This is a genomic window from Synechococcus lacustris str. Tous, assembly GCF_003011125.1.
GTDB lineage: Bacteria > Cyanobacteriota > Cyanobacteriia > PCC-6307 > Cyanobiaceae > Synechococcus_D > Synechococcus_D lacustris.
The window spans coordinates 1-19,484 of the sequence record NZ_PXVC01000015.1 but is presented as its reverse complement, the minus strand read 5'-3'; the positions used below and the strand labels follow the sequence as shown (position 1 = coordinate 19,484).

Below are 19,484 nucleotides of genomic sequence, written 5' to 3'. Positions count from 1 at the left end.
TTAGGAATTTATTTCCTTATYAGCTGCTGYGCTTATGGTGATGGGAAATGGAGTTGCTTTCCAAATATGTTCGCAATATTCCTTGATTGAACGGTCGGAGGAGAAATAACCCATCCGCGCAGTATTTAATAGGCTCATGCGATTCCAATGTTGGCGGTTAGACCARGCCTGGCTCACTTGATTTTGGCTATCCATATAGGAGGCAAAATCGGCAAACAGGAAGAACGGATCTTGGCCGCGTAGGTTATCCACAAGTGGCCGGAATAGTTCGGTATCGCCATTGCTGAAATGACCCTGTTCGATCACATGTAATACCTGTTGCAATTCAGGCAGGGTTTCAAGGATTTCCCATGGGCGATAACCCTGATGACGCAGCTCTTCTATTTCCGGTGTGGTGCGTCCGAATAGGAAGAAGTTTTCAGCTCCCACCTGTTCGCGGATTTCCACATTGGCCCCATCCAGGGTGCCGATAGTTAAGGCACCATTCATGGCAAATTTCATATTGCCAGTGCCKGATGCCTCCTTACCTGCAGTGGAAATCTGTTCAGATAGATCGGAGGCAGGATAAACCCGTTCACCCAGTTTCACGTTGTAATCAGGCAGGAACACAACCCGCAGGCGGCCATCCATATCCGGATCTGAATTAACCGTTTCAGCAATGCCATTAATAAAACGAATAATCAGTTTTGCCATGTAGTAGCCRGGGGCTGCCTTRCCRCCAAACAGCACTGTTCTTGGTGCAATGCCATCGCCTTGGCCATTCTTAATTCGCAGGTATTGRGCGATAACCTGCAGGGCATTTAGATGTTGGCGTTTATATTCATGGATTCGTTTTACCTGCACATCAAATAGGGAAGCCGGATCCACAAGCACACCGGTGTGGCTATGGATATAAGCGGCAAGATCGCGCTTTACGCCAAGTTTTGTTTGCTCCCAATGCTGCAGGAAGCYATCATCATGTTGATAGCGCTCCAGCTGGCGCAATTCATCTAGGTTATGGAGCCAGCCATCACCAATTGCATCATTAAGTAGTTTGCGTAGGGGTGGATTGCATAGGGCCATCCAACGCCTTGGTGTAACACCATTGGTTACGTTGGTGAATTTTTCAGGCCATAAAGCTGCAAATTCCGGCATCAAGCTGCTTTTAACTAAATCGGAGTGCAGCCTGGCAACGCCATTCACATGGTGGGCGCCAACCGTTGCAAGGTGGGCCATGCGCACTGCCTTATGGCCATCCTCATCAATGATCGATAGTTTGCGCAGGATGCTGTCGTCRCCGGGGTGYTTTAAACGCACCTGTTGCAGGAAACGGCGGTTGATCTCATAAATAAGTTCCAGGTGCCTTGGCARCAAACTTGCAAATAAATGCAGCCCCCATTTCTCCAGCGCTTCTGGTAGCAGGGTGTGGTTTGTGTAAGCCAAGGAGCGGCTTGTTATATCCCAAGCCACATCCCATTCCAGGTTTTTATCATCAAGCAAGAGGCGCATTAATTCCGCCACGGCGATGGCCGGGTGGGTGTCGTTTAATTGCACCGCCCAATGCTGGGGGAATTCAGTTGCAGGAATGCCGCGCTTATCCAAGTTGCGCAGCATGTCTTGCAGGCTGCAGCTAACAAAGAAGTGCTGTTGCTTTAAACGCAAGCGCCTGCCTTCATCGGTGCCATCATTGGGATAAAGCACCTTAGAAAGGGTTTCAGAACCAACTTTTTCCTCTACTGCACCGTAGTAATCACCAATATTGAATGAATAGAAATCAAAGGATTCACTGGCGGTAGCGCGCCATAGCCGCAGGCGGTCGCAGGTGTTTACTTTGTATCCCAAAACCGGCACGTCGTGGGGTATGCCGATTGCATGTTCAGCKGGAATCCAGCGGGCGCGATATTCACCTTTTTCGTTGGTGTAGCCCTCGGTGCGTCCGCCRAAACCAACAAACACTGCTTGGTCGGGATGGGTTAATTCCCATGGCCAGCCACCTTTAAGCCATTTATCGGTGATTTCTACCTGCCAGCCATCACGGATCAATTGATCAAAAATGCCAAATTCATAGCGGATSCCATAACCAACAGCTGGCACTTCCAGGCTGGCCAGCGATTCCATATAACAAGCAGCTAAACGACCCAGGCCACCATTACCAAGCCCTGGTTCTTCTTCCACATCAAGGATCTTGGCAATATCGCTGTTGTTGAAGCGGCTAATCGCCTCAGCYGCCTCCTTTTCAATGCCCAGCATCACCAGGTTGTTACCCAGTTGGGGGCCGATTAAAAATTCAGCTGATAARTAGGCAACGGTTTTACTGGGTTGGTTTGCYAAKGCYTCCTTACCCGCCAGGAACCGGGTCATTAGTCGATCCCGCACCGCATAGCTCAGGGCCATGTAGAGGTCGTGGGGGGTGGCATTAGTGGCCAGCTTGCCCAGGGTGAAAAACAAATGTTCAGTGATACCAGCAAATAAATCGCCTGCGCCAAGGCCACTCCGTTCTGGATCGGCGTAGCAACTGGGGGTGGGCATGCTGAATTCCGTAGGTTGCTGGCTCATGACCTGTTCAAGGGCTTACTTGAACCGTAGCGATGGCGCAGGAAAGAACTGTTAAGAGTGGCCAAAGCCTTTTTTAAGCACCCCGTTAGCGGATACTTGGAGCACAGATAAGGCCCAGGCTTCAGTGACCCCTCTGTTCGCTAACAGCCACGCCGTTGTGGAGGCCACAACYCTTGTGGTGGCGGGACGTTTTTTATTAATCCTCGTGGCGGCAAGGCTTTTGGGGGAGTTGATGGTGCGGCTGCAGCTGCCCACAATCCTTGGTGAATTGTTGGCGGGGGTATTACTTGGCGTGTCGGGGTTGCATTTGGTGGTGCCGCCGGAAAGTGGTGTGGCAACGGCGCCCTGGCTGCTTAATCTCACCGGCCAATTGGGGGAGGTGAGCAGTGAACAGGTGAATCAGATCTCAAATGGCACCTATCCGTTTCTGCAGGCGGTGGCCAGCATCGGCCTYTATTCATTGTTATTTCTCACCGGTTTGGAGAGCGAACTGGATGAGTTAATCGCTGTGGGGATGCAGGCCAGCACCGTTGCCTTGGCTGGGGTGATCTTGCCCTTTGCCCTAGGCACCGCCGGCCTGATGGCTTTATTCCACGTGGATTTGGTGCCTGCAGTGTTTGCYGGTGCCTCGATGACAGCCACCAGCATTGGCATTACCGCCAGTGTGTTTGGCGAGCTGGGCATGTTGCGATCGCGGGAGGGGCAGATCGTTATCGGTGCTGCAGTGCTYGACGACATCATCGGCATCGTTGTGCTGGCGGTGGTGGTGGCCCTTGCCAGCGATGGGGGCTTGAGCATGGGCCCGATCCTGCAGTTGGTTGCAGCTGCATTGCTGTTTGTGCTTGCGGCCATTGGCCTTAGCCGCACGGCAGCWCGYCCCTTTGATTWYYTAGTAGATCGCCTAAAGGCCCCAGGTGAAATCGTGGTGGCCTCATTCCTGGTGCTTTGTTTGTGTTGTTTTGGGGCTACGGCCATTGGCTTAGAGGCTGCCTTAGGGGCCTTTGCCGCTGGTTTGATCCTYAGCCGTTCGMKCCACACAGAGGCGATTCAAGAAACGGTAAAACCCTTGGTTTCCCTATTCGCAACGATCTTTTTTGTGTTGATCGGCACCGCCATGGATTTATCGGTGTTGGATCCAACTACTCCAGCTAACCGGGCCGGCCTGGTGGTGGCWGCTTTTCTGTTTGCCGTTGCCATCCTTGGCAAATTGGCCTCCGGTTGGAGTTTTCTTAGTGCCGTGCCCACCAACCGATTGGTGGTGGGTTTRGGGATGATGCCCAGGGGTGAGGTGGGTTTGATATTTCTTGGTTTAGGCACCACTGCCGGTTTGCTTACACCTTCTTTAGAGGCGGCAATTTTGATAATGGTGATTGGCACCACCTTTTTGGCACCGATCCTGTTGCGYTTAGCAATCCCAGCAGATCAGTTGCAAACTGCCGATGGCAACTCCTAAACGCAAACGGCCCAATCCCTGGAATCCTTCAGCACCGTTGCTGGTGGGTTTGTGTTTTGGTTTAACTTTTGGCATTACCCATCGTTTGCTAGAYGGCCGCTTTGCCAATTTGGTGCGGCTTGGCGAAAGATTTGAGCTAAAGAGCTTTCCCGGCACCGGTTTGGAGAGTTTGCGCATGCGCTAYGGCTTRGATCGGGTGGATTTGCTGGCCACACCRGAGCTAATTCCTCCATTGGCTCCACCAGTAGTTCCCCCGCTTGAGCCACCAATGGCGCCAGAATCTGCTCCAGCCCTTCCCCCGCCATGAGCACCCCCGATACGCTTTTGCAGGCTGCCTTAAATCGGCTAGCAGCTAGGGCCAGCAGYAGYGCCATCGATGCCGCTGCCCAAYTAAGYCTTTTAGCTCAAGATGCACCCCAAAAAATAAGAACCGACCTGCAACTTTTTTGGGAGGAGGTGCAGGCTGAGGCCGATCGCCTCGATGGCAATCCAASTGCCTCCCCMWCAACAGATGCCCCCACTGGCCTGCAGGAACAGGTTGATGGTTTACGCGAACAGGTGGCCAGTTTCAACCGTTTAYTAGAGGACCAGGTTTGAAGYTGGCAGTGCGCAGTTTTTGGCGTTCCCTGCGCATYTGGCGGGTGGTGTTGCTCTTGCTGGCRCGGCTTTGGTGGGATGGCCAAGCCTTCACTTACATCGGCGGCATCACGGAACAGCGGCGCCTACGCCGCAGCCAGCGCCTAGCCCAGTGGTTGGTGGAAACCCTTTTGGCATTGGGTTCTGCCTTYATCAAATTGGGCCARTTGCTATCGGCTCGCCCCGACATCCTGCCGGCTGCATGGGTGGAGGAATTGGCGCGGCTGCAGGATCGTGTGCCGCCTTTCCCCTTCAGCCAGGTGGAACAACGGCTGGAAAAGGAATTGGGGCCCCGCTGCCAGGAAATCGTTGAGATCGATGCCGAACCATTGGGTTCCGCCAGCCTTGCCCAAGTGCATCGCGCCCGTTTGCGCAGTGGCCGTGATGTGGTGCTCAAGGTGCAGCGCCCCGGCTTGGAATTTTTATTYCGGCTTGATTTAGTGGTGATGGCTCARGTGGCGGCCCTATTGCAGCGCCATCCCAGTTGGGGCAGGGGTAGGGATTGGGTGGCGATGGCAAAGGAATGCCAACGGGTGCTGCTGCGGGAGCTTGATTTCCGCATCGAGGCAGAACATGCAGCCCGCTTTCGTCAGCAATTTTTAGAGGATCCTCAAATCCGRATTCCAGCGGTGGTGTGGGAACTATCGAGCCAACGGGTGCTTTGCCTCGATTACCTGCCCGGCATCAAGATCACCAACCGSGAGCAATTAATAGCGGAAGGTATTGATCCAACAGCAGTGGCTGAACTGGGTGCCACCAGCTACCTGCAGCAATTGGTGCGGTTTGGTTTTTTCCATGCTGATCCCCACCCGGGCAACTTGGCCGTAGCTGCTGATGGCGGCTTGATCTATTACGACTTCGGCATGATGGGTCAGGTGTCACCACGGTTGCGGCGGCGCCTTGGGGCCATGGTGCGGGCGGCGGCCCTCAGGGATGCAGCTGGCTTGGTGCAGGAACTGCAACAGGCGGGAGTTATAGAAGCTGGCATCGATCCAGGYCCGGTGCGGCGKCTGGTGCGGGTGATGCTTGAGGAAGCCCTCACACCTCCTTTTAGCGGTGAGATATTGCAGCGGATTTCCGCCGACCTTTACGACTTGGTTTATGGCCAGCCYTTTCGCCTACCGGTGGAATTGATCTTTGTGCTGCGGGCCCTATCAACATTTGAGGGGGTTGGCCGCAGCCTTGATCCTGGCTTTAGCTTGGTGGCGATAGCAAAGCCCTATCTACTGCCYTTAATGACCTCCAGTGGATCCGGCCCTTCGGAATTATTCAACGACCTCTCCCGTCAAGCGGCCCAGGTAAGCACCAGGGCCTTGGGTTTACCCAAGCGTTTGGATGAAGGCCTAGCSCGGCTGGAGCAGGGGGAYCTGCAACTTCAAATCCGYGCTGGTGAAAGYGATCGCCTGCTGCGCCGCTTAGCCCTTAGCCAGCAATTAAGTGGTCARGCGGTGCTGCTSGGGGCATTGGCCATAGCAGCGGCGGTGCTTGCCGCCGGCGCYAGGCCGGCTTYGGCMCTGCTGCCAGGKGTTGGTGCCCTACCGGTGGCCTGGGGTTGGTTGCGGCTTTCGGGCCGGATCGCCCGGGATTTAAGGCTGGATAGGCTTAGTTGAWTCAGCGGCGGCCGCGGGGACCCCTGCCTTCCCTGCCGGCGTAGATCGCCTGGCCGCCCAGCTCATCTTCAATGCGCAGCAGCTGGTTGTATTTAGCGATGCGCTCGGAGCGGCTGAGGGAACCGGTTTTGATTTGACCCGCCCTGGTGGCMACGGCTAGGTCGGCGATGGTGGTGTCTTCTGTTTCACCACTGCGGTGGCTAATAACACTGGTGTAACCGGCGCGATTGGCAAGATCAATCGCTTGCAATGTTTCAGTTAAGGAACCGATTTGATTCACTTTAATTAAAATTGAATTGGCAATGCCTAGATCGATGCCCCGTTGCAATCTAGAGCTATTGGTAACAAATAAATCATCACCTACCAGCTGCACATTGCTGCCGAGCCGATCGGTTAATAGYTTCCAGCCATCCCARTCATCTTCAGCGATGCCATCTTCAACAGAAAYGATTGGATAGCGGCTAACCAGTTGCGCTAACTGGTCGACCATTTCAGCGCTGCTGTAGCTATTGCCGCCAAAGCTATAGCTGCCATTGCTAAAAAATTCGGTGCTAGCCACATCAAGGGCTAGGGAAATTTGATCGCCAGCTTTATATCCAGCTTTTTCAATCGCCTSAATTAATAGTGCAGCAGCTGCATCATTGTTATCTAAATCAGGTGCAAATCCACCCTCATCACCAACAGCTGTTGATAGTCCCTTTTCGTTCAATAAACCCTTGAGGGTGTGGAACACCTCGGCGCCCATGCGCAGGGCTTCACGGAAGCTATCTGCCCCGTGGGGCACCACCATGAATTCCTGGAAATCGAGGTTATTGGTGGCATGGGCACCACCGTTGATCACATTCATCAAGGGCACCGGCAGCAGCGTGGCTGACGGGCCCCCCAGGTAGCGATAGAGSGGCAAGCCAACGCCATTGGCGGCGGCGCGGGCCACGGCGAGGCTCACCGCCAACACCGCATTTGCCCCTAGGGATGATTTGTTGTCGCTGCCATCGAGTTCGGCCATGGCTGCATCCACAGCGCTTTGGTCGAGGGCCATCAAACCGCAAAGGGCCGGGGCGATCCGCTCCTCCACGTTGGCAACMGCTTGGGTTACGCCTTTGCCGAAATAACGCTGGCTGTTGCCATCGCGCAATTCATGGGCCTCATGGGCACCGGTGCTGGCGCCRCTGGGAACCATGGCCCTGCCGCTGGCGCCACCTTCCAATAAAACCTCTGCCTCCACCGTTGGGGTGCCGCGGGAATCAAGAACCTCCCGTGCCACCACCGTGTCGATCACAAGGTCGAGAGAATCGAACACAGGGTTCAAGCCAAGCGGGGTCATTATGCAGATAAGAGCGCCACAATGGCCGCAACCACAGGCACATAAGTAAATGCGTTTGCTTCACATGATGTTGCGGGTTGGTGATTTGGAGCGATCTATCGCTTTCTACACCGAGGTTTTAGGGATGGATCTATTGCGCCGCAAGGAATATCCCAGCGGTCGCTTCACMTTGGCGTTTTTGGGTTATGGCCCTGAAGAGAACAACACTGTGTTGGAACTCACCCACAACTGGGACACCAGCAGCTACAACCTTGGTGCCGGCTATGGCCATATCGCCCTTGGCGTTAGCAACATCAACGAAACCTGTGAAATGATCCGCACCAAGGGCGGCAAAATAGTGAGGGAACCCGGTGCGATGAAACACGGCACCACGGTGATCGCTTTTGTGGAAGATCCCGATGGCTACAAGATTGAACTGATTCAGCAGAAAAGTTGAATTGATGGGTTCCTCAAACGCTTCCTTCAGCCTCACCACAGCTCCGGATCAGTTCACTGATCTGGCCTGGGATTTGCTKTTRGCAGCCCAGGACCAGGCCCGCCGCTGGCGCCATGGGGAGCTGGATGTGGAGCATTTGCTGCAGGCATTTCTGGAGGAACCCCGCTGCGCTGAATTGATGGCGCCCTATGGCTTCAACCAGGCCAACCTGCTGGATGCCGTTGATGATTTTTGCGCCCAGCAGCCCACCCGCAGCAGCAATACGCTTTATGTGGGRGAAGCCCTTGAGCTATTGCTTGATGGCGCTGATCAGGCCCGGGAGCGGCAGGGATTGCGCCGCATTGATGGCTCCCACCTTTGGCAGGYATTGCAAACGGAACCGCGCATTGGCGCCGACCTATTTGGYCAGTTGCAGCAGCCGGTTGAAAACAAACCAGCCGAACAATTGCCCGTTAATCAACAACAATTTGAACAATCAAAATTAGATCAAGCAAAACTAGAACAACTACAACCGGAACCATCAGCCCTTGATCARTACGGCCGCGACCTCACGGCCCTTGCCCGTAAGGGTGAATTAGATCCGGTCATCGGCCGCGATAGCGAGATTCGCCGCTTAATTCAGGTGCTTTCAAGGCGCAGTAAAAACAATCCGGTTTTGATCGGTGAAGCGGGGGTTGGTAAAACYGCCATCGCTGAATTGTTAGCCCAGCGCATCGTGGCCGGTGAGGTGCCCGATTCGCTTAAGGGTCGCCGYTTGATTTCTTTGGATCTCGGTGCCTTGATCGCCGGCGCTAAATACCGCGGTCAATTTGAGGAACGGTTGCGGCAGGTGCTTAACGACATTGCCGCCGCCGATGAGGGGCCAGAGGGGGTGGTGTTATTTATCGATGAATTGCACACGCTCGTTAATGGCGATCGCGCTGGCGCCGATGCCGGCAGTGTGCTGAAACCAGCCCTRGCCCGCGGYGAATTGCGCTGCATTGGCGCCACCACCATTGAGGAATATCGCCGCACCTTGGAAAAGGATCCGGTTTTAAATCGCCGCTTCCAGCAATTGCTGATTAAGGAACCAAGCCTTGAGGTGTCGCTTGAAATCTTGCGGGGGGTGCGGGAGCGCTATGAGTTGCACCATGGGGTGAGCCTCAGCGATGGCGCCCTTGAGGCGGCGGTACGGCTTGCTGATCGCTACATCAGCGACCGTTGCTTACCCGATAAGGCGATCGATCTAATCGATGAAGCRGCGGCGGAATTAAAGATGGAGGCCACCTCYAAACCAGCCCTGGTGGAACAGKCGGAAGCTGAACTGCGGCGGGTGGAGCGGGCCCTWCTGGCGGCTGAACAGGGCCCAAACCCAGAAGCCATTCAGCACCAACAACGGCGCAATGAAGCCTTAGATCGGCTTGAAGCCTTGCAAGACCAATGGCAGCAGGAAAGGGAACAGCTGCAGGAACTACGCCAGTTGCAACAGCGGGAGGAGGAACTACGCCACGGCATCAATGAAGCGGAACGGCTCACCAATTGGGAGGAGATGGCCCGSTTGCAGGTGGAGCTTGAGCACGATGTGCAAAAGCGCCGCCAAGCCCTTGAACAGGTGATCCAACAGGGGGGGCGCCTGCTGCGCGATCAGGTGCAGGAGGGTGATATCGCCGATGTGGTGGCCCGCACCACCGGCATTCCGATMCAGCGCTTGCTAGCCGGTGAAAGGCAGAAGTTATTGGAGTTGGAGCAACGGCTAGGCGAAAAGGTGTTGGGGCAAGCAGAGGCGGTGGCGGCGGTGGCGGCTGCAATCCGCCGKGCTAGGGCAGGCATGAAGGATCCGCGCCGGCCGGTGGGTTCCTTTTTGTTTATGGGCCCCACGGGCGTGGGAAAAACGGAGCTGGCCCGCAGCTTGGCCGCCTGTTTGTTTGATCAAGAAGATGCGCTGGTGCGGCTTGATATGAGCGAATTTATGGARCGCAATGCCGTGGCCCGTTTAATCGGTGCGCCCCCCGGCTATGTGGGCTACGAGGAGGGCGGCCAACTCACAGAAGCGGTGCGGCAACGGCCCTATGCGGTGGTGTTGCTGGATGAGGTGGARAARGCCCATCCCGATGTGTTCAAYCTTTTGCTGCAGGTGCTTGATGATGGAAGGCTGAGCGATTCCCAGGGCCGCAGCGTTGATTTCCGCCACACCGTTGTGGTGATGACCAGCAATTTGGCTAGCCGGGCGATCCTCAGCCATGCCCGCGATGGCAATAGCGATGCCTTGGATGCGGAAGTTGATAAAAGCTTGGCGGCCCATTTCCGGCCTGAATTTCTTAATCGCATCGATGAATTAATCCGCTTTAGGCCGCTGCAACCAGAAGACCTGGAACCGATCGTGCGCCTGCAGTTGCGGGAATTGCAGGCACTGCTCCAGGAACAGGGCTTGGAATTGCAGGTGCAGGAAGCGGTGGTGGCCTGGCTGGCGCGGGAAAGCTACGACCCTGAATATGGGGCCCGCCCCCTGCGGCGGCTGCTGCGGCGCCAATTGGAGAACCCATTGGCAACGGCGATGCTGGAGGAAAAGTTCAGCGCTGCCCGCGCCGTATTGGTGGAAATGGAAGCGGATCTGCCAAGTTTTCGCCCTGTTATGTAGGGTGGCTGTTTGCAGGTTGGAGGATTGTGGTTTTTAGCCAGCCCAATCAACCTGGTAACCCCACCGCCCCTGAGGGCATGGTGGTGGATGCTGCTGGTTTGCCTGCTAAGGCAGTGGTGCCAGAGCCCCCTAGCCCCCAGGGTTCAGGCCCCGGTGGTTGGATTGAATCCACCATTGCTGAACTGCGTCGGGTGGTGTGGCCCAGCCGCCAGCAACTGATCAGTGAATCCGTTGCTGTTTTGTTGATGGTGACCATCTCAGCGGCTGCCATCGCCTCCCTTGATCGTTTCTTCCATTGGCTGTCCCAGCTGCTATTCCGTTGACTGCACCCTTGTCTGAGCTCACCGAAACCATCACTGATCTGGATACCAGCCTTGAGGCGCTGCCCGAGCTGGAAGCCAGCGATTTGCCCGTTGAAACGGCTGAAGAGGAAGAGGCGAGTGCCCGCCCTGCGGTAGCCCGTTGGTATGCGGTGCAGGTGGCCTCCAGTTGCGAGAAAAAAGTGAAGGCCACCCTTGAGCAACGGGCCCTCACCCTTGGCGTTTCAAATCGAATTTTGGAGATCGAAATACCGCAAACACCGGCGATAAAAATTAAAAAAGACGGCTCTCGCCAAAGCACGGAGGAAAAGGTTTTCCCCGGCTATGTGTTGATCCGCATGGTGATGGATGAAGACACGGAGCAGGCGGTGCGCAGCACCCCAAACGTGATCAACTTTGTGGGCCATGAGGAGCGCCGYACCACCGGCCGCGCCAGGGGCAGGATCAAGCCACGGCCCYTAAGCCTCACTGAGGTGAACCGGATCTTTAAGCGGGCCCAAGAGAAGAAGGCAGTGGTGAAGGTAGATCTCAGCGAGGGCGATCGGATCACGGTTACCGCTGGGCCGTTTAAGGATTTCCAAGGTGAAGTGATCGAGATTTCAGGCGACCGCAGCAAATTGAAGGCGTTGCTTTCGATTTTTGGCCGGGAAACCCCGGTGGAATTGGAGTTTGGTCAGATCAGTAAAGACAACTGATCCTCCGGGCCGCCCCGCTGCGGGGGGCGGCCATCGGCGGTGGGTTACCACCGCCATAGCGCCGTCGAAGGTGCACCGCAGCAATGTTCCGCGTTTCGTAGCCGATGGCTAAAAAAGTCACTGCCGTCATCAAGCTGGCCCTTCAGGCCGGCAAGGCCAACCCTGCACCGCCCGTGGGTCCTGCCCTCGGTCAGCACGGGGTAAACATCATGGCCTTTTGCAAGGAGTACAACGCCCGTACCCAAGACAAGGTTGGTTATGTGATCCCGGTTGAAATTTCGGTTTTTGAAGACCGCAGTTTCACCTTCATCACTAAAACGCCTCCCGCTTCYGTGCTGATCAGCAAAGCTGCCGGCATTGAAAAGGGTGCACCCCAATCTTCCAAGGGAAAGGTGGGTTCCATCTCCAAGGCCCAACTCCAAGAGATCGCCACCACAAAGTTGCCTGATCTCAATTGCAGCAGCGTTGAATCCGCCATGCGGATCATCGCCGGCACCGCCCGCAACATGGGCGTTGCCGTTACCGACTGAGCTCCTTAATCACCCATTCACCCTCGCTGGGGGAGAAGCCATTGGTTTCGCCTGCACCCCATTAAATCCATGAAAACCCTCTCAAAACGCCTTCGCGTTGCAGCGGCCGCCATCGAGCCCCGCCCCTATGCACCGCTGGAGGCCGTGGCCCTGGTAAAAACCAACGCCACCGCAAAATTTGATGAAACCCTCGAGGCCCATGTGCGCCTCGGCATCGACCCCAAATACACCGATCAGCAGTTGCGCACCACCGTTGCTTTGCCAAAGGGCACTGGTCGCAATATCCGCATCGCTGTGATCACCAGGGGTGAAAAGGTGGCGGAAGCAAAAGCAGCCGGCGCCCACCTGGTGGGTGATGAGGAATTGGTGGATACGATCGCTGGTGGGGCCATGGATTTCGATCTRTTGATCGCCACCCCAGACATGATGCCGAAAGTGGCCAAATTGGGCCGGGTGCTTGGCCCCAGGGGTTTGATGCCAAATCCCAAAACCGGCACCGTTACCACCGATTTAGCGGGTGCCATYGCTGAATTCAAGGCCGGTAAGTTGGAATTCCGGGCCGATCGCAGCGGCATCGTGCACGTGCAATTCGGTAAAGCAAGCTTTACCCCTGAGGATCTGCTTGAGAATCTCAAGGCGGTGCAAGAAACCGTAGATCGCAACAAACCAAGTGGCGCTAAGGGCCGTTATTGGAAAAGCCTCTACATAACATCCACCATGGGCCCATCGGTGGAAGTGGATGTGTCTGCCCTGCAAGACCTCAAATTTGGTGAATGAGCCTTAGCTGCTCTGCTAAATTATTAAATTCCGGTTTTCCGGAATAGGGCTTTGCGCCCAGCGTGGGGTTCTGGGGGATTTCCCTGGTTCCTGCCGCAACCGAAGACAGCAGGTGGTTTCCTTGCGGATTCCATAAGTCCTGCCGAGGTTTGCTCAGCGGTTTTCCCCCTATCAGGGAGTGGATCGGTGTTGCTACCTCCCAACGGTGTGCAATGCCCAGCTTGTTCCCCCTGATCCGTTCCAACCTATGGGCCGCACGCTGGAGGACAAGCAACAGATCGTCGAGGAACTCAAGCAGTTGCTCGGTGAGTCGGAAATGGCTCTAGTGCTCGATTATTGCGGCCTCTCCATCAAGGAGTTGGGCGACCTTCGCGGTCGTTTAGCTGCAGCAAACAGCGTTTGCAAGGTAACTAAAAACACCTTGATGCGCCGCGCCATCGATGGCGACAGCACTTGGAGTCACCTCGAATCCCTGCTTAACGGCACCAACGCCTTCGTTCTTGTTAAGGGCGATGTTGGTAGTGCTGTTAAAGCTGTGCAGTCTTTCCAAAAAGACCGCAAGAAGTCGGAATTGAAGGGTGGCCTATATGAAGGCCGCCTGCTTAGTCAAAACGACATCAAGGCAATCGGCGACCTGCCCTCTAAGGAGGTGCTTATCGCCCAGATTGCAGGGGCTATCAATGCCGTTGCCACCCAGTTGGCAGTGGGCATCAACGAGGTACCTTCCGGCCTTGCCCGGGCGCTCAAACAGCACGCCGATGGCGAAGCCAGCTGAGATCCGCCGATCACCCGTTCTGTTGCTCTCCTAACCATGTCTACAAAAACCGACCAAATCCTTGAGTCGTTAAAGACCCTTTCACTGCTTGAAGCTTCCGAGCTGGTTAAGCAGATTGAAGAGGCCTTTGGCGTATCCGCCGCCGCATCTGCTGGCGCCGTGATGATGGCTGCACCGGCTGCYGCCGCTGAAGCTGTTGAAGAGAAAACCGAATTCGATGTCATCCTTGATGGCTTCGATGCGGCCGCCAAGATCAAAGTGCTGAAGGCTGTGCGTGAGGCCACTGGCCTTGGCTTGTCTGAAGCTAAAACTTTGGTGGAAGCAGCTCCAACACCCGTTAAGGAAGGCATCGCTAAAGATGCCGCTGAAACCCTTAAAAAGGCCCTGGAAGAAGTGGGTGCCAAGGTTACGATCAAGTGATCTTGCCCTGATTTCAGGCCAGCAAACCCCTGCAWTGCAGGGGTTTTTTATTGACAAAAAAAAGGCCCTGCTAAGCAGGACCTTCGGGTGTGGACTTTCCCAGGAGTCTGGCCTTGTTTCGACCCTGGTGGAGTCCTCACTCCTCACACCTGMATAAATTACCCCGCGAATGAATAATGCACTGCCCAGCTGGACGGTTATTGCATTGGCMTGTAGGGGATAACCCGGATTGGCACCACTCCCCTTGGCGTATCTACACGGGGTGTGATTGGCGGCGGTGGCGGGCTGCTGCTGGTTTTAGTGGTTGAAAAATAAATATGGCTTAGCCCTTGGCCGTTGTAGGTGCGGCGGCTTAATTGCCAGCCAGGCGCCAGTTGCAGGGCTAAAAAGCCATCATTACCCACCTTGTTGTTGATCGCTGCACTGGCCACCACCAGGGCGCTGCCCGTGGCTTGCGGKAYGCCGAGCAGTAATAAATTYCTGCCCTCCTGGAYTAATTGCAGGCTGTGGGAAGTWGCWARATCTTTTTGATTTATGCGTAGGGAATAGCCATTGCTATCGATATAGCGRTTGCAGATGCCAGAAAAATCAAAGCGCACCAAACTTGGGCTCACCAGCCCATCACTGCGCACTCGCCAGCAGGCGGGGCTTGGTTTTAGCTGTTCCAACACCAATAATTTCCAGCCCCCYTCCCGCAATGGTTGRGCCAACACTTGAAAGCGTTGTTGATCCAGGGGGCTGCTGCTAAACAACTGGGCCAGCAGCACCACACCGCTGCTGAAGAGATCCAGCCCCCGGTAGGTTCGGCCTATGCAGAACACAATTTCAAGTTCAACCAGCACCCCTTTGTACCGAAAGGTGGTGGCTGCTGCCTGTGATGGTGCCTGCAGGGGTAATCCAGGGCCCGGTGGTTGGGGTTGTTTGCTGCGCTATAGCGATGGCACGGTGGAGGAAATGGGTGGTTTTGAAGCCCACACCACCAACAACCGCATGGAACTCACCGCCTGCCATGCCCTATTGCAGCGCCTTAARGAGTTACCAAGGGATCCAGCTTTAACAATCCGCACCGATAGCAAATATGTGATCGATGGCTTTAGCAAATGGCTGCCGGGCTGGAAACGCAAAGGTTGGCGCACCRCAGCCGGAGGAGCCGTATTAAATCGCGACCTATGGGAAGCCCTTGATGGCGCGCGCCTTGCTGATGTGGCTTTGGCATATGTGAAGGGCCACAGCGGCGACCCCGACAACGACCGTTGCGATGCAATTGCAGTGGCCTATTCCCGCAAGGAAGCAATTCCGGATCAAGAACAGCTAAAAACAACAGCTAAAGATCAAGATCTTGCCCCTGCGCCATTAAAAGAATTGCTAACGCGCCTGGARCTGGCCGATCGCCTTGCCCAGGGTGGTTATTTATTAAAAACGGTGGAAATAGCYCAGTTGCTGGAACAACCATTGGCGGCCTTTGAAAATAGGGAAACAGCAATCACCTGGCGTGATTGGCGCGTGGCACCCCAACAGGAAGGCGGCTGGCGGCTTGAGCGCCAGGAGCAGCAATAAAGATGGCTAAACAGCAGCTCGATCCCTGGCAAAGGTTTTTTGGCCCCCTGTTAGCAGCTGATGAAGGCGCTGATGCTGAATGGCTTAGTGGTTTAACGCTGAAGGCCTTGGCCCAGGCCAGCCGTTGGCGGCAGCTGGCCCCCATGGCTGCGGCCCTAGGGGCGATGGAACGCAGCCTGCAACTGCATGATCCACGTTTTGAGCAAAACCTATTTGGTTGTTGTTTTAAAAATCCAGTGGGTTTAGCTGCTGGTTTTGATAAAAACGCCGAGGCAGCTGGCATTTGGCATCACTTTGGCTTTGGTTTTGCTGAATTAGGCACCGTTACGGCCCTTGCCCAGGCCGGCAATCCAAAGCCACGCCTATTTCGCTTGGCAAAGGAGCAGGCAGCCTTAAATCGCATGGGTTTCAACAACCAAGGTGCGGCRGCGGTAGCCAAGCTTTTGGAGCGGCAACAGCTGGGGGCTGTGGGCCAGCGGCCAGCGGTGTTGGGTTTGAACCTGGGTAAATCAAAGCTGGTGCCCCTTGAGCGAGCAGCCCACGACTACGCCGATTCCCTGGCGCTGCTTGCACCATTTGCYGATTATGTGGTGATCAATGTGTCGTCGCCAAATACCCCAGGCCTAAGGCAATTGCAGGATGAAAACCTSTTGCGGCAATTGGTGGAGCAGCTAAGGCGCCAACCTGCCTGCCCGCCATTGCTGGTGAAGATCGCCCCGGATTTAACGGATGAAGCAATTGCAGCGGTGGCGCGCTTGGCCTACGACGAAGGCCTRGCAGCGCTGATTGCCACTAACACCAGCCTGGATCGCTTTGGCCTTGGCGAAAGGCTGTTGCCGCAAACGGGCCGCACCCTGGCGGAGGAAGCCGGTGGCTTGAGCGGTGCGCCATTGCGTAAACGGGCGCTGGAGGTGTTGCGTTGTTTAAGGGCTAATGCAGGGCCGCAACTGCCCTTGATCGGAGTGGGTGGMATCGATAGCGCTGAAACCGCCTGGGAACGRATTGCAGCRGGGGCCAGCYTGGTGCAGCTTTATACGGGTTGGATTTATCGGGGCCCTGAATTGGTGCCATGGATTTTGGCTGGGTTGCAGCAACAGTTGGATCRCCATGGGTTGGCATCAATCCAAGCGGCGGTGGGTTGTGAATTGCCTTGGCTRGCTGGGGAATGTTGAAGGGGTGTTTGCCGCAATGTTGTGTTTGGAAGCCTGTTAAGTGATTCAGCTTTTGCGATTGCACCGATCTGGAGGCGTTTGAACCGTTGGGGCACGGCAGCGGTGGAAATAAATGATCGCCATATCGCCCTGTGGCAGCCGGGGGCCAGTGCCGCTGASCTGGCGCCCCTGCCGGCGGGGTTAGTGGTGGCTGGTGTGCCGCAAAAAGCAGCGGCGCTAGGTGATTTATTAGGTGATTTGGTGTTGCAGGCGGGTTTGAATTTGCGCTCGGCCGCGGCGTTATTACCCAGTGGCCAAACGGAATGGCGGTTGCTGCAGCWGCTGCCCATGGCTGGGCCTGGGGAGTGGYTGGCATTGTTGAACAAAAGCGAAAYGATTGATTGCTGGATTGAGSTATTTGCGATTGCTGATTTGGAGCTGGATTTCCTMGAGGTGGCCGAATTAGCSCAGYTGCGGGCCCTTGGCATCGAATTGGGTGATCCAAAAGCAGCTGATTGCCTTTTGCTTGATCTCCAGGCCAGTGCATCGCTATTTACGTTTTGGCAGGGGGGGCAGCCTGTGTATCGCCATTGCATGGGGCCAGCGCTGGGGGCTGGTTTTATGGAGGAACTGAATGGCTTGCTGCAGCGCTTGGAGGATGGGCAAAAGCGGTTGCAGCAGCAGCCCCTGTGGCTGGTGGGTAGCGAATTATTGGAGCCGGGCTTGCTAGAGGGATTGCAAAAAAGCAGCAAGARGGAGTTGCAATTAGCGCCATTAGCAASGGCTTTTAGCGCTGATCCATTGACAGATGCAGCATTCGCCGGCCTCATAGGCACGGCGCAACGCATCGCAGATGGCTGAACACCTACAGGTAGATCTGCTGCGGCAACGGCGGGAGGAGTTGGGGCTTAGCCCTAAACCGCTGGTGTCGCCAAAGCAATTGCTCACTAAAGGTGCTGCCTATGGGCTGGTGCCATTGGCTGTGGTGTTGCTGGTGGGGGCGGGCATGGTTTGGCGGCAACAACAATTGCAGGCTTCTGTGCTGGAGCTGCARCCGGATGCAAATTTGCAYGATTCACTGTTGCAGGGAAATATCAAATTGCAGRGCCAGGTGTTGAAGTTGAACCAAGCCAATAAAAGCTTGGTGGATGGGTTACTTGCGGTGCGATCTTCCTCGGCATTTTTAACAGCATTAGCTGCATTAACGCCGCAGGGGGTGCAACTGCAAACCGCCCGGGCTGATAGCGGCACTTTTAGCCTTAAGGGCCAGGCGCAGGCGCCAGCGGCATTTGAGCGGATCAATATTTTGCAATTAGCAATGGCGGAATCATTATTTTTTAAAAAACCAGTGCGTTTAAAAAAAGCGCAACAGGAACAGGCAAGCAGTGCGAAAGAACAAATGGAGGTGGTGGGTTTTGAATTAATAGCAGATTTTGATAACAGCAAAGCGCAGAAAGGTTTTCCATTGCAGCAGTTGGGTGCTTTGGGGATGGCGGCGCGGGTGGAAGCAATCAAGCAGCTGGGGTTATTGCCATGACAAATTTTCAACCGGATCAAGCCAGTAAGGGATGGAGTTTTATTACCCCTGAACGGGCATTACTGCTGCTGCCGGTGTTGGCCGGCATTGTTTTATCGGGTGCTATTGCGGGCTTTGCCCTAGTGCCGGCGGCAAATAAATTGCAGGAATTAGAAAAATTAGAAAAGGAAAACCTAAATAAAAGAGCTGCCCTGCCAGGGCTGGTGCGGGGAAAGGGCAGGTTGTTGCAACAGGAAGCCCGCTCTAAGGGGCAACAAAAAAAGCTGGTGGAATTGGTTGCTGGCAACCGTTCATTGGCAACACTATTGAGCCAATTGGGAGCAGAAGCAGCAAAAGCAGAGGTGAGTTTAGAGAGCTAYGAACCACAAACAACKGCAGCAAAATCTGCTGCTGATCCATTGCTTGGTGAAGGCATTAAGAAAGATCAGCAGCTGCTGGTGGTGCAGGGCAGCTATCCAAATTTATTGAGCTTTTTAAGAAGGCTGGAATGGTTAACGCCGCTGCTKGTGATCAGTGACTTATCACTGGAGGGGCAAAAAGCAGATCYAAAAGCTGCTGCCACAACCACGTTGAAATTCACGCTCACGGCCTATCAGCCACTGGTGCAACCYTGATCWAATCGATATTATCCGCGGGCTGATAATTATTCAATGAATGCCGCGCGCGCCTTTATGGCGGTAAGCCTGGGGCTGCTGCTGGCACCGGAATCGATGCAGATGGTGGCCTGGGCGGCACCAGCGGCTGATTTAAGGGTGTTGCGCACTGGTGGCGCGGTGCAGTTGCTGTTGGATGGGATGGGTCCAAATGCGGAGGTGCGCATTGGTCAAAAGGGAATGGGTTTGGAGGTGGAGATAACAACCAGCAAGGAGGTGCAGCTAGCCAATGGGATAAGGCAATTGGCATTGCCTGAGGTGGGTTTTGCCTCGGTGGTGCTTGAGGGCAGTGGCAATCGCTTTGTGCTGTCGGTGGCACCGGTGCAGGGCAGGCAGGTGCCAACGCCGGTGGTGAGCGACGACGGCCTATCGCTGAGGTTGAGTTTTGCGGCGCAACAGCTGCCGCAACGGGTTTCCGGCAGCTACGACCTGCGCACACCGGGCCAGGTGCCGGTGGC

Annotated in this window: 20 protein-coding genes and 1 pseudogene; 18 read left to right on the top strand and 3 right to left on the bottom strand. The window is 55.4% G+C overall.

The features are described 5' to 3' along the window. Nucleotides 1-2,535, bottom strand: a complete 2,535-nt coding sequence (locus C7K08_RS05190) for a glycogen/starch/alpha-glucan phosphorylase (RefSeq protein WP_106499586.1) — start codon at nt 2,533-2,535, stop codon at nt 1-3. Between the two features lie 157 nt (nt 2,536-2,692). Here C7K08_RS05190 and C7K08_RS05185 point away from each other — a divergent pair, with 157 nt between their 5' ends. From C7K08_RS05185 to C7K08_RS05170, 4 genes are read left to right on the top strand one after another with little or no spacing between them, the layout of a single operon-like run. Then, entirely contained in the window at nt 2,693-3,988 is a 1,296-nt protein-coding gene (locus tag C7K08_RS05185) for a cation:proton antiporter (RefSeq protein ID WP_241537067.1), read from the top strand. Then, a complete protein-coding gene (locus C7K08_RS05180; protein WP_106499584.1) occupies nt 3,975-4,295 on the top strand; it encodes a hypothetical protein in 321 nt (106 codons plus the stop codon). Before C7K08_RS05185 ends, C7K08_RS05180 begins: the two co-directional genes overlap by 14 nt. Beyond that, nucleotides 4,292-4,585, top strand: a complete 294-nt coding sequence (locus C7K08_RS05175; protein WP_106499583.1) for a hypothetical protein — start codon at nt 4,292-4,294, stop codon at nt 4,583-4,585. The genes C7K08_RS05180 and C7K08_RS05175 overlap by 4 nt, the downstream gene beginning before the upstream one ends. 8 nt (nt 4,586-4,593) lie before the next feature. Beyond that, nucleotides 4,594-6,234, top strand: coding sequence for an ABC1 kinase family protein (locus C7K08_RS05170; RefSeq protein WP_106499582.1), 1,641 nt, complete (start codon nt 4,594-4,596; stop codon nt 6,232-6,234). A gap of 1 nt (nt 6,235) precedes the next feature. On the opposite strand, the gene eno is transcribed toward C7K08_RS05170, so the two are convergent. Then, on the bottom strand, nt 6,236-7,534 hold the full coding sequence (gene eno, locus C7K08_RS05165) for a phosphopyruvate hydratase (protein ID WP_106499603.1): 1,299 nt from the start codon (nt 7,532-7,534) through the stop codon (nt 6,236-6,238). A 73-nt stretch (nt 7,535-7,607) separates the two neighbouring features. Here eno and gloA point away from each other — a divergent pair, with 73 nt between their 5' ends. From gloA to rplL, 8 genes are all read left to right on the top strand, one after another. After that, nucleotides 7,608-7,994 (top strand): lactoylglutathione lyase, encoded by a 387-nt coding sequence (gene gloA, locus C7K08_RS05160; RefSeq protein ID WP_106499581.1) that lies wholly within the window; start codon nt 7,608-7,610, stop codon nt 7,992-7,994. Nucleotides 7,995-7,998: 4 nt separating this feature from the next. Then, a complete protein-coding gene (locus C7K08_RS05155) occupies nt 7,999-10,611 on the top strand; it encodes an ATP-dependent Clp protease ATP-binding subunit (RefSeq protein ID WP_106499602.1) in 2,613 nt (870 codons plus the stop codon). Nucleotides 10,612-10,637: 26 nt separating this feature from the next. Continuing rightward, entirely contained in the window at nt 10,638-10,934 is a 297-nt protein-coding gene (gene secE / locus C7K08_RS05150; protein ID WP_241537065.1) for a preprotein translocase subunit SecE, read from the top strand. Between the two features lie 29 nt (nt 10,935-10,963). Further along, complete coding sequence (nusG, locus tag C7K08_RS05145; RefSeq protein WP_390623288.1) at nt 10,964-11,626, top strand: transcription termination/antitermination protein NusG; 663 nt, start codon at nt 10,964-10,966, stop codon at nt 11,624-11,626. 104 nt (nt 11,627-11,730) lie between these two features. Then, a complete protein-coding gene (gene rplK / locus C7K08_RS05140) occupies nt 11,731-12,156 on the top strand; it encodes a 50S ribosomal protein L11 (RefSeq protein ID WP_106499579.1) in 426 nt (141 codons plus the stop codon). Nucleotides 12,157-12,225: 69 nt separating this feature from the next. Next, nucleotides 12,226-12,933, top strand: a complete 708-nt coding sequence (rplA, locus tag C7K08_RS05135) for a 50S ribosomal protein L1 (protein WP_106499578.1) — start codon at nt 12,226-12,228, stop codon at nt 12,931-12,933. 247 nt (nt 12,934-13,180) lie between these two features. Next, nucleotides 13,181-13,708, top strand: coding sequence for a 50S ribosomal protein L10 (gene rplJ / locus C7K08_RS05125; protein WP_106499576.1), 528 nt, complete (start codon nt 13,181-13,183; stop codon nt 13,706-13,708). 36 nt (nt 13,709-13,744) lie between these two features. Further along, nucleotides 13,745-14,128, top strand: coding sequence for a 50S ribosomal protein L7/L12 (gene rplL, locus C7K08_RS05120; protein WP_106499575.1), 384 nt, complete (start codon nt 13,745-13,747; stop codon nt 14,126-14,128). Between the two features lie 197 nt (nt 14,129-14,325). On the opposite strand, the gene C7K08_RS05115 is transcribed toward rplL, so the two are convergent. Next, nucleotides 14,326-14,970 carry a DUF3747 domain-containing protein gene (locus tag C7K08_RS05115; protein ID WP_161955818.1) on the bottom strand — a complete coding sequence of 215 codons (645 nt, stop codon included), beginning with the start codon at nt 14,968-14,970 and terminating at the stop codon, nt 14,326-14,328. Between C7K08_RS05115 and C7K08_RS05110 the strand changes: the two genes are divergently transcribed. The 6 genes and pseudogenes from C7K08_RS05110 to C7K08_RS05085 form a co-directional block, all read left to right on the top strand. Further along, nucleotides 14,939-15,685 carry a ribonuclease H family protein gene (locus tag C7K08_RS05110; RefSeq protein ID WP_106499574.1) on the top strand — a complete coding sequence of 249 codons (747 nt, stop codon included), beginning with the start codon at nt 14,939-14,941 and terminating at the stop codon, nt 15,683-15,685. The two genes, C7K08_RS05115 and C7K08_RS05110, sit on opposite strands and share 32 nt — an antisense overlap. 2 nt (nt 15,686-15,687) lie before the next feature. Beyond that, entirely contained in the window at nt 15,688-16,857 is a 1,170-nt protein-coding gene (locus C7K08_RS05105) for a quinone-dependent dihydroorotate dehydrogenase (RefSeq protein WP_106499573.1), read from the top strand. A 21-nt stretch (nt 16,858-16,878) separates the two neighbouring features. Beyond that, on the top strand, nt 16,879-17,697 hold the full coding sequence (locus C7K08_RS05100) for a type IV pilus biogenesis protein PilM (RefSeq protein WP_106499572.1): 819 nt from the start codon (nt 16,879-16,881) through the stop codon (nt 17,695-17,697). Then, the gene (locus C7K08_RS05095) at nt 17,690-18,373 is read left to right on the top strand and encodes a PilN domain-containing protein (RefSeq protein WP_106499571.1); all 684 of its coding nucleotides are present in this window, start codon (nt 17,690-17,692) and stop codon (nt 18,371-18,373) included. Before C7K08_RS05100 ends, C7K08_RS05095 begins: the two co-directional genes overlap by 8 nt. Then, on the top strand, nt 18,370-18,987 hold the full coding sequence (locus C7K08_RS05090; protein ID WP_106499570.1) for a GspMb/PilO family protein: 618 nt from the start codon (nt 18,370-18,372) through the stop codon (nt 18,985-18,987). The genes C7K08_RS05095 and C7K08_RS05090 overlap by 4 nt, the downstream gene beginning before the upstream one ends. A gap of 36 nt (nt 18,988-19,023) precedes the next feature. Further along, nucleotides 19,024-19,484, top strand: a pseudogene (locus tag C7K08_RS05085) (hypothetical protein); the annotation flags it as partial.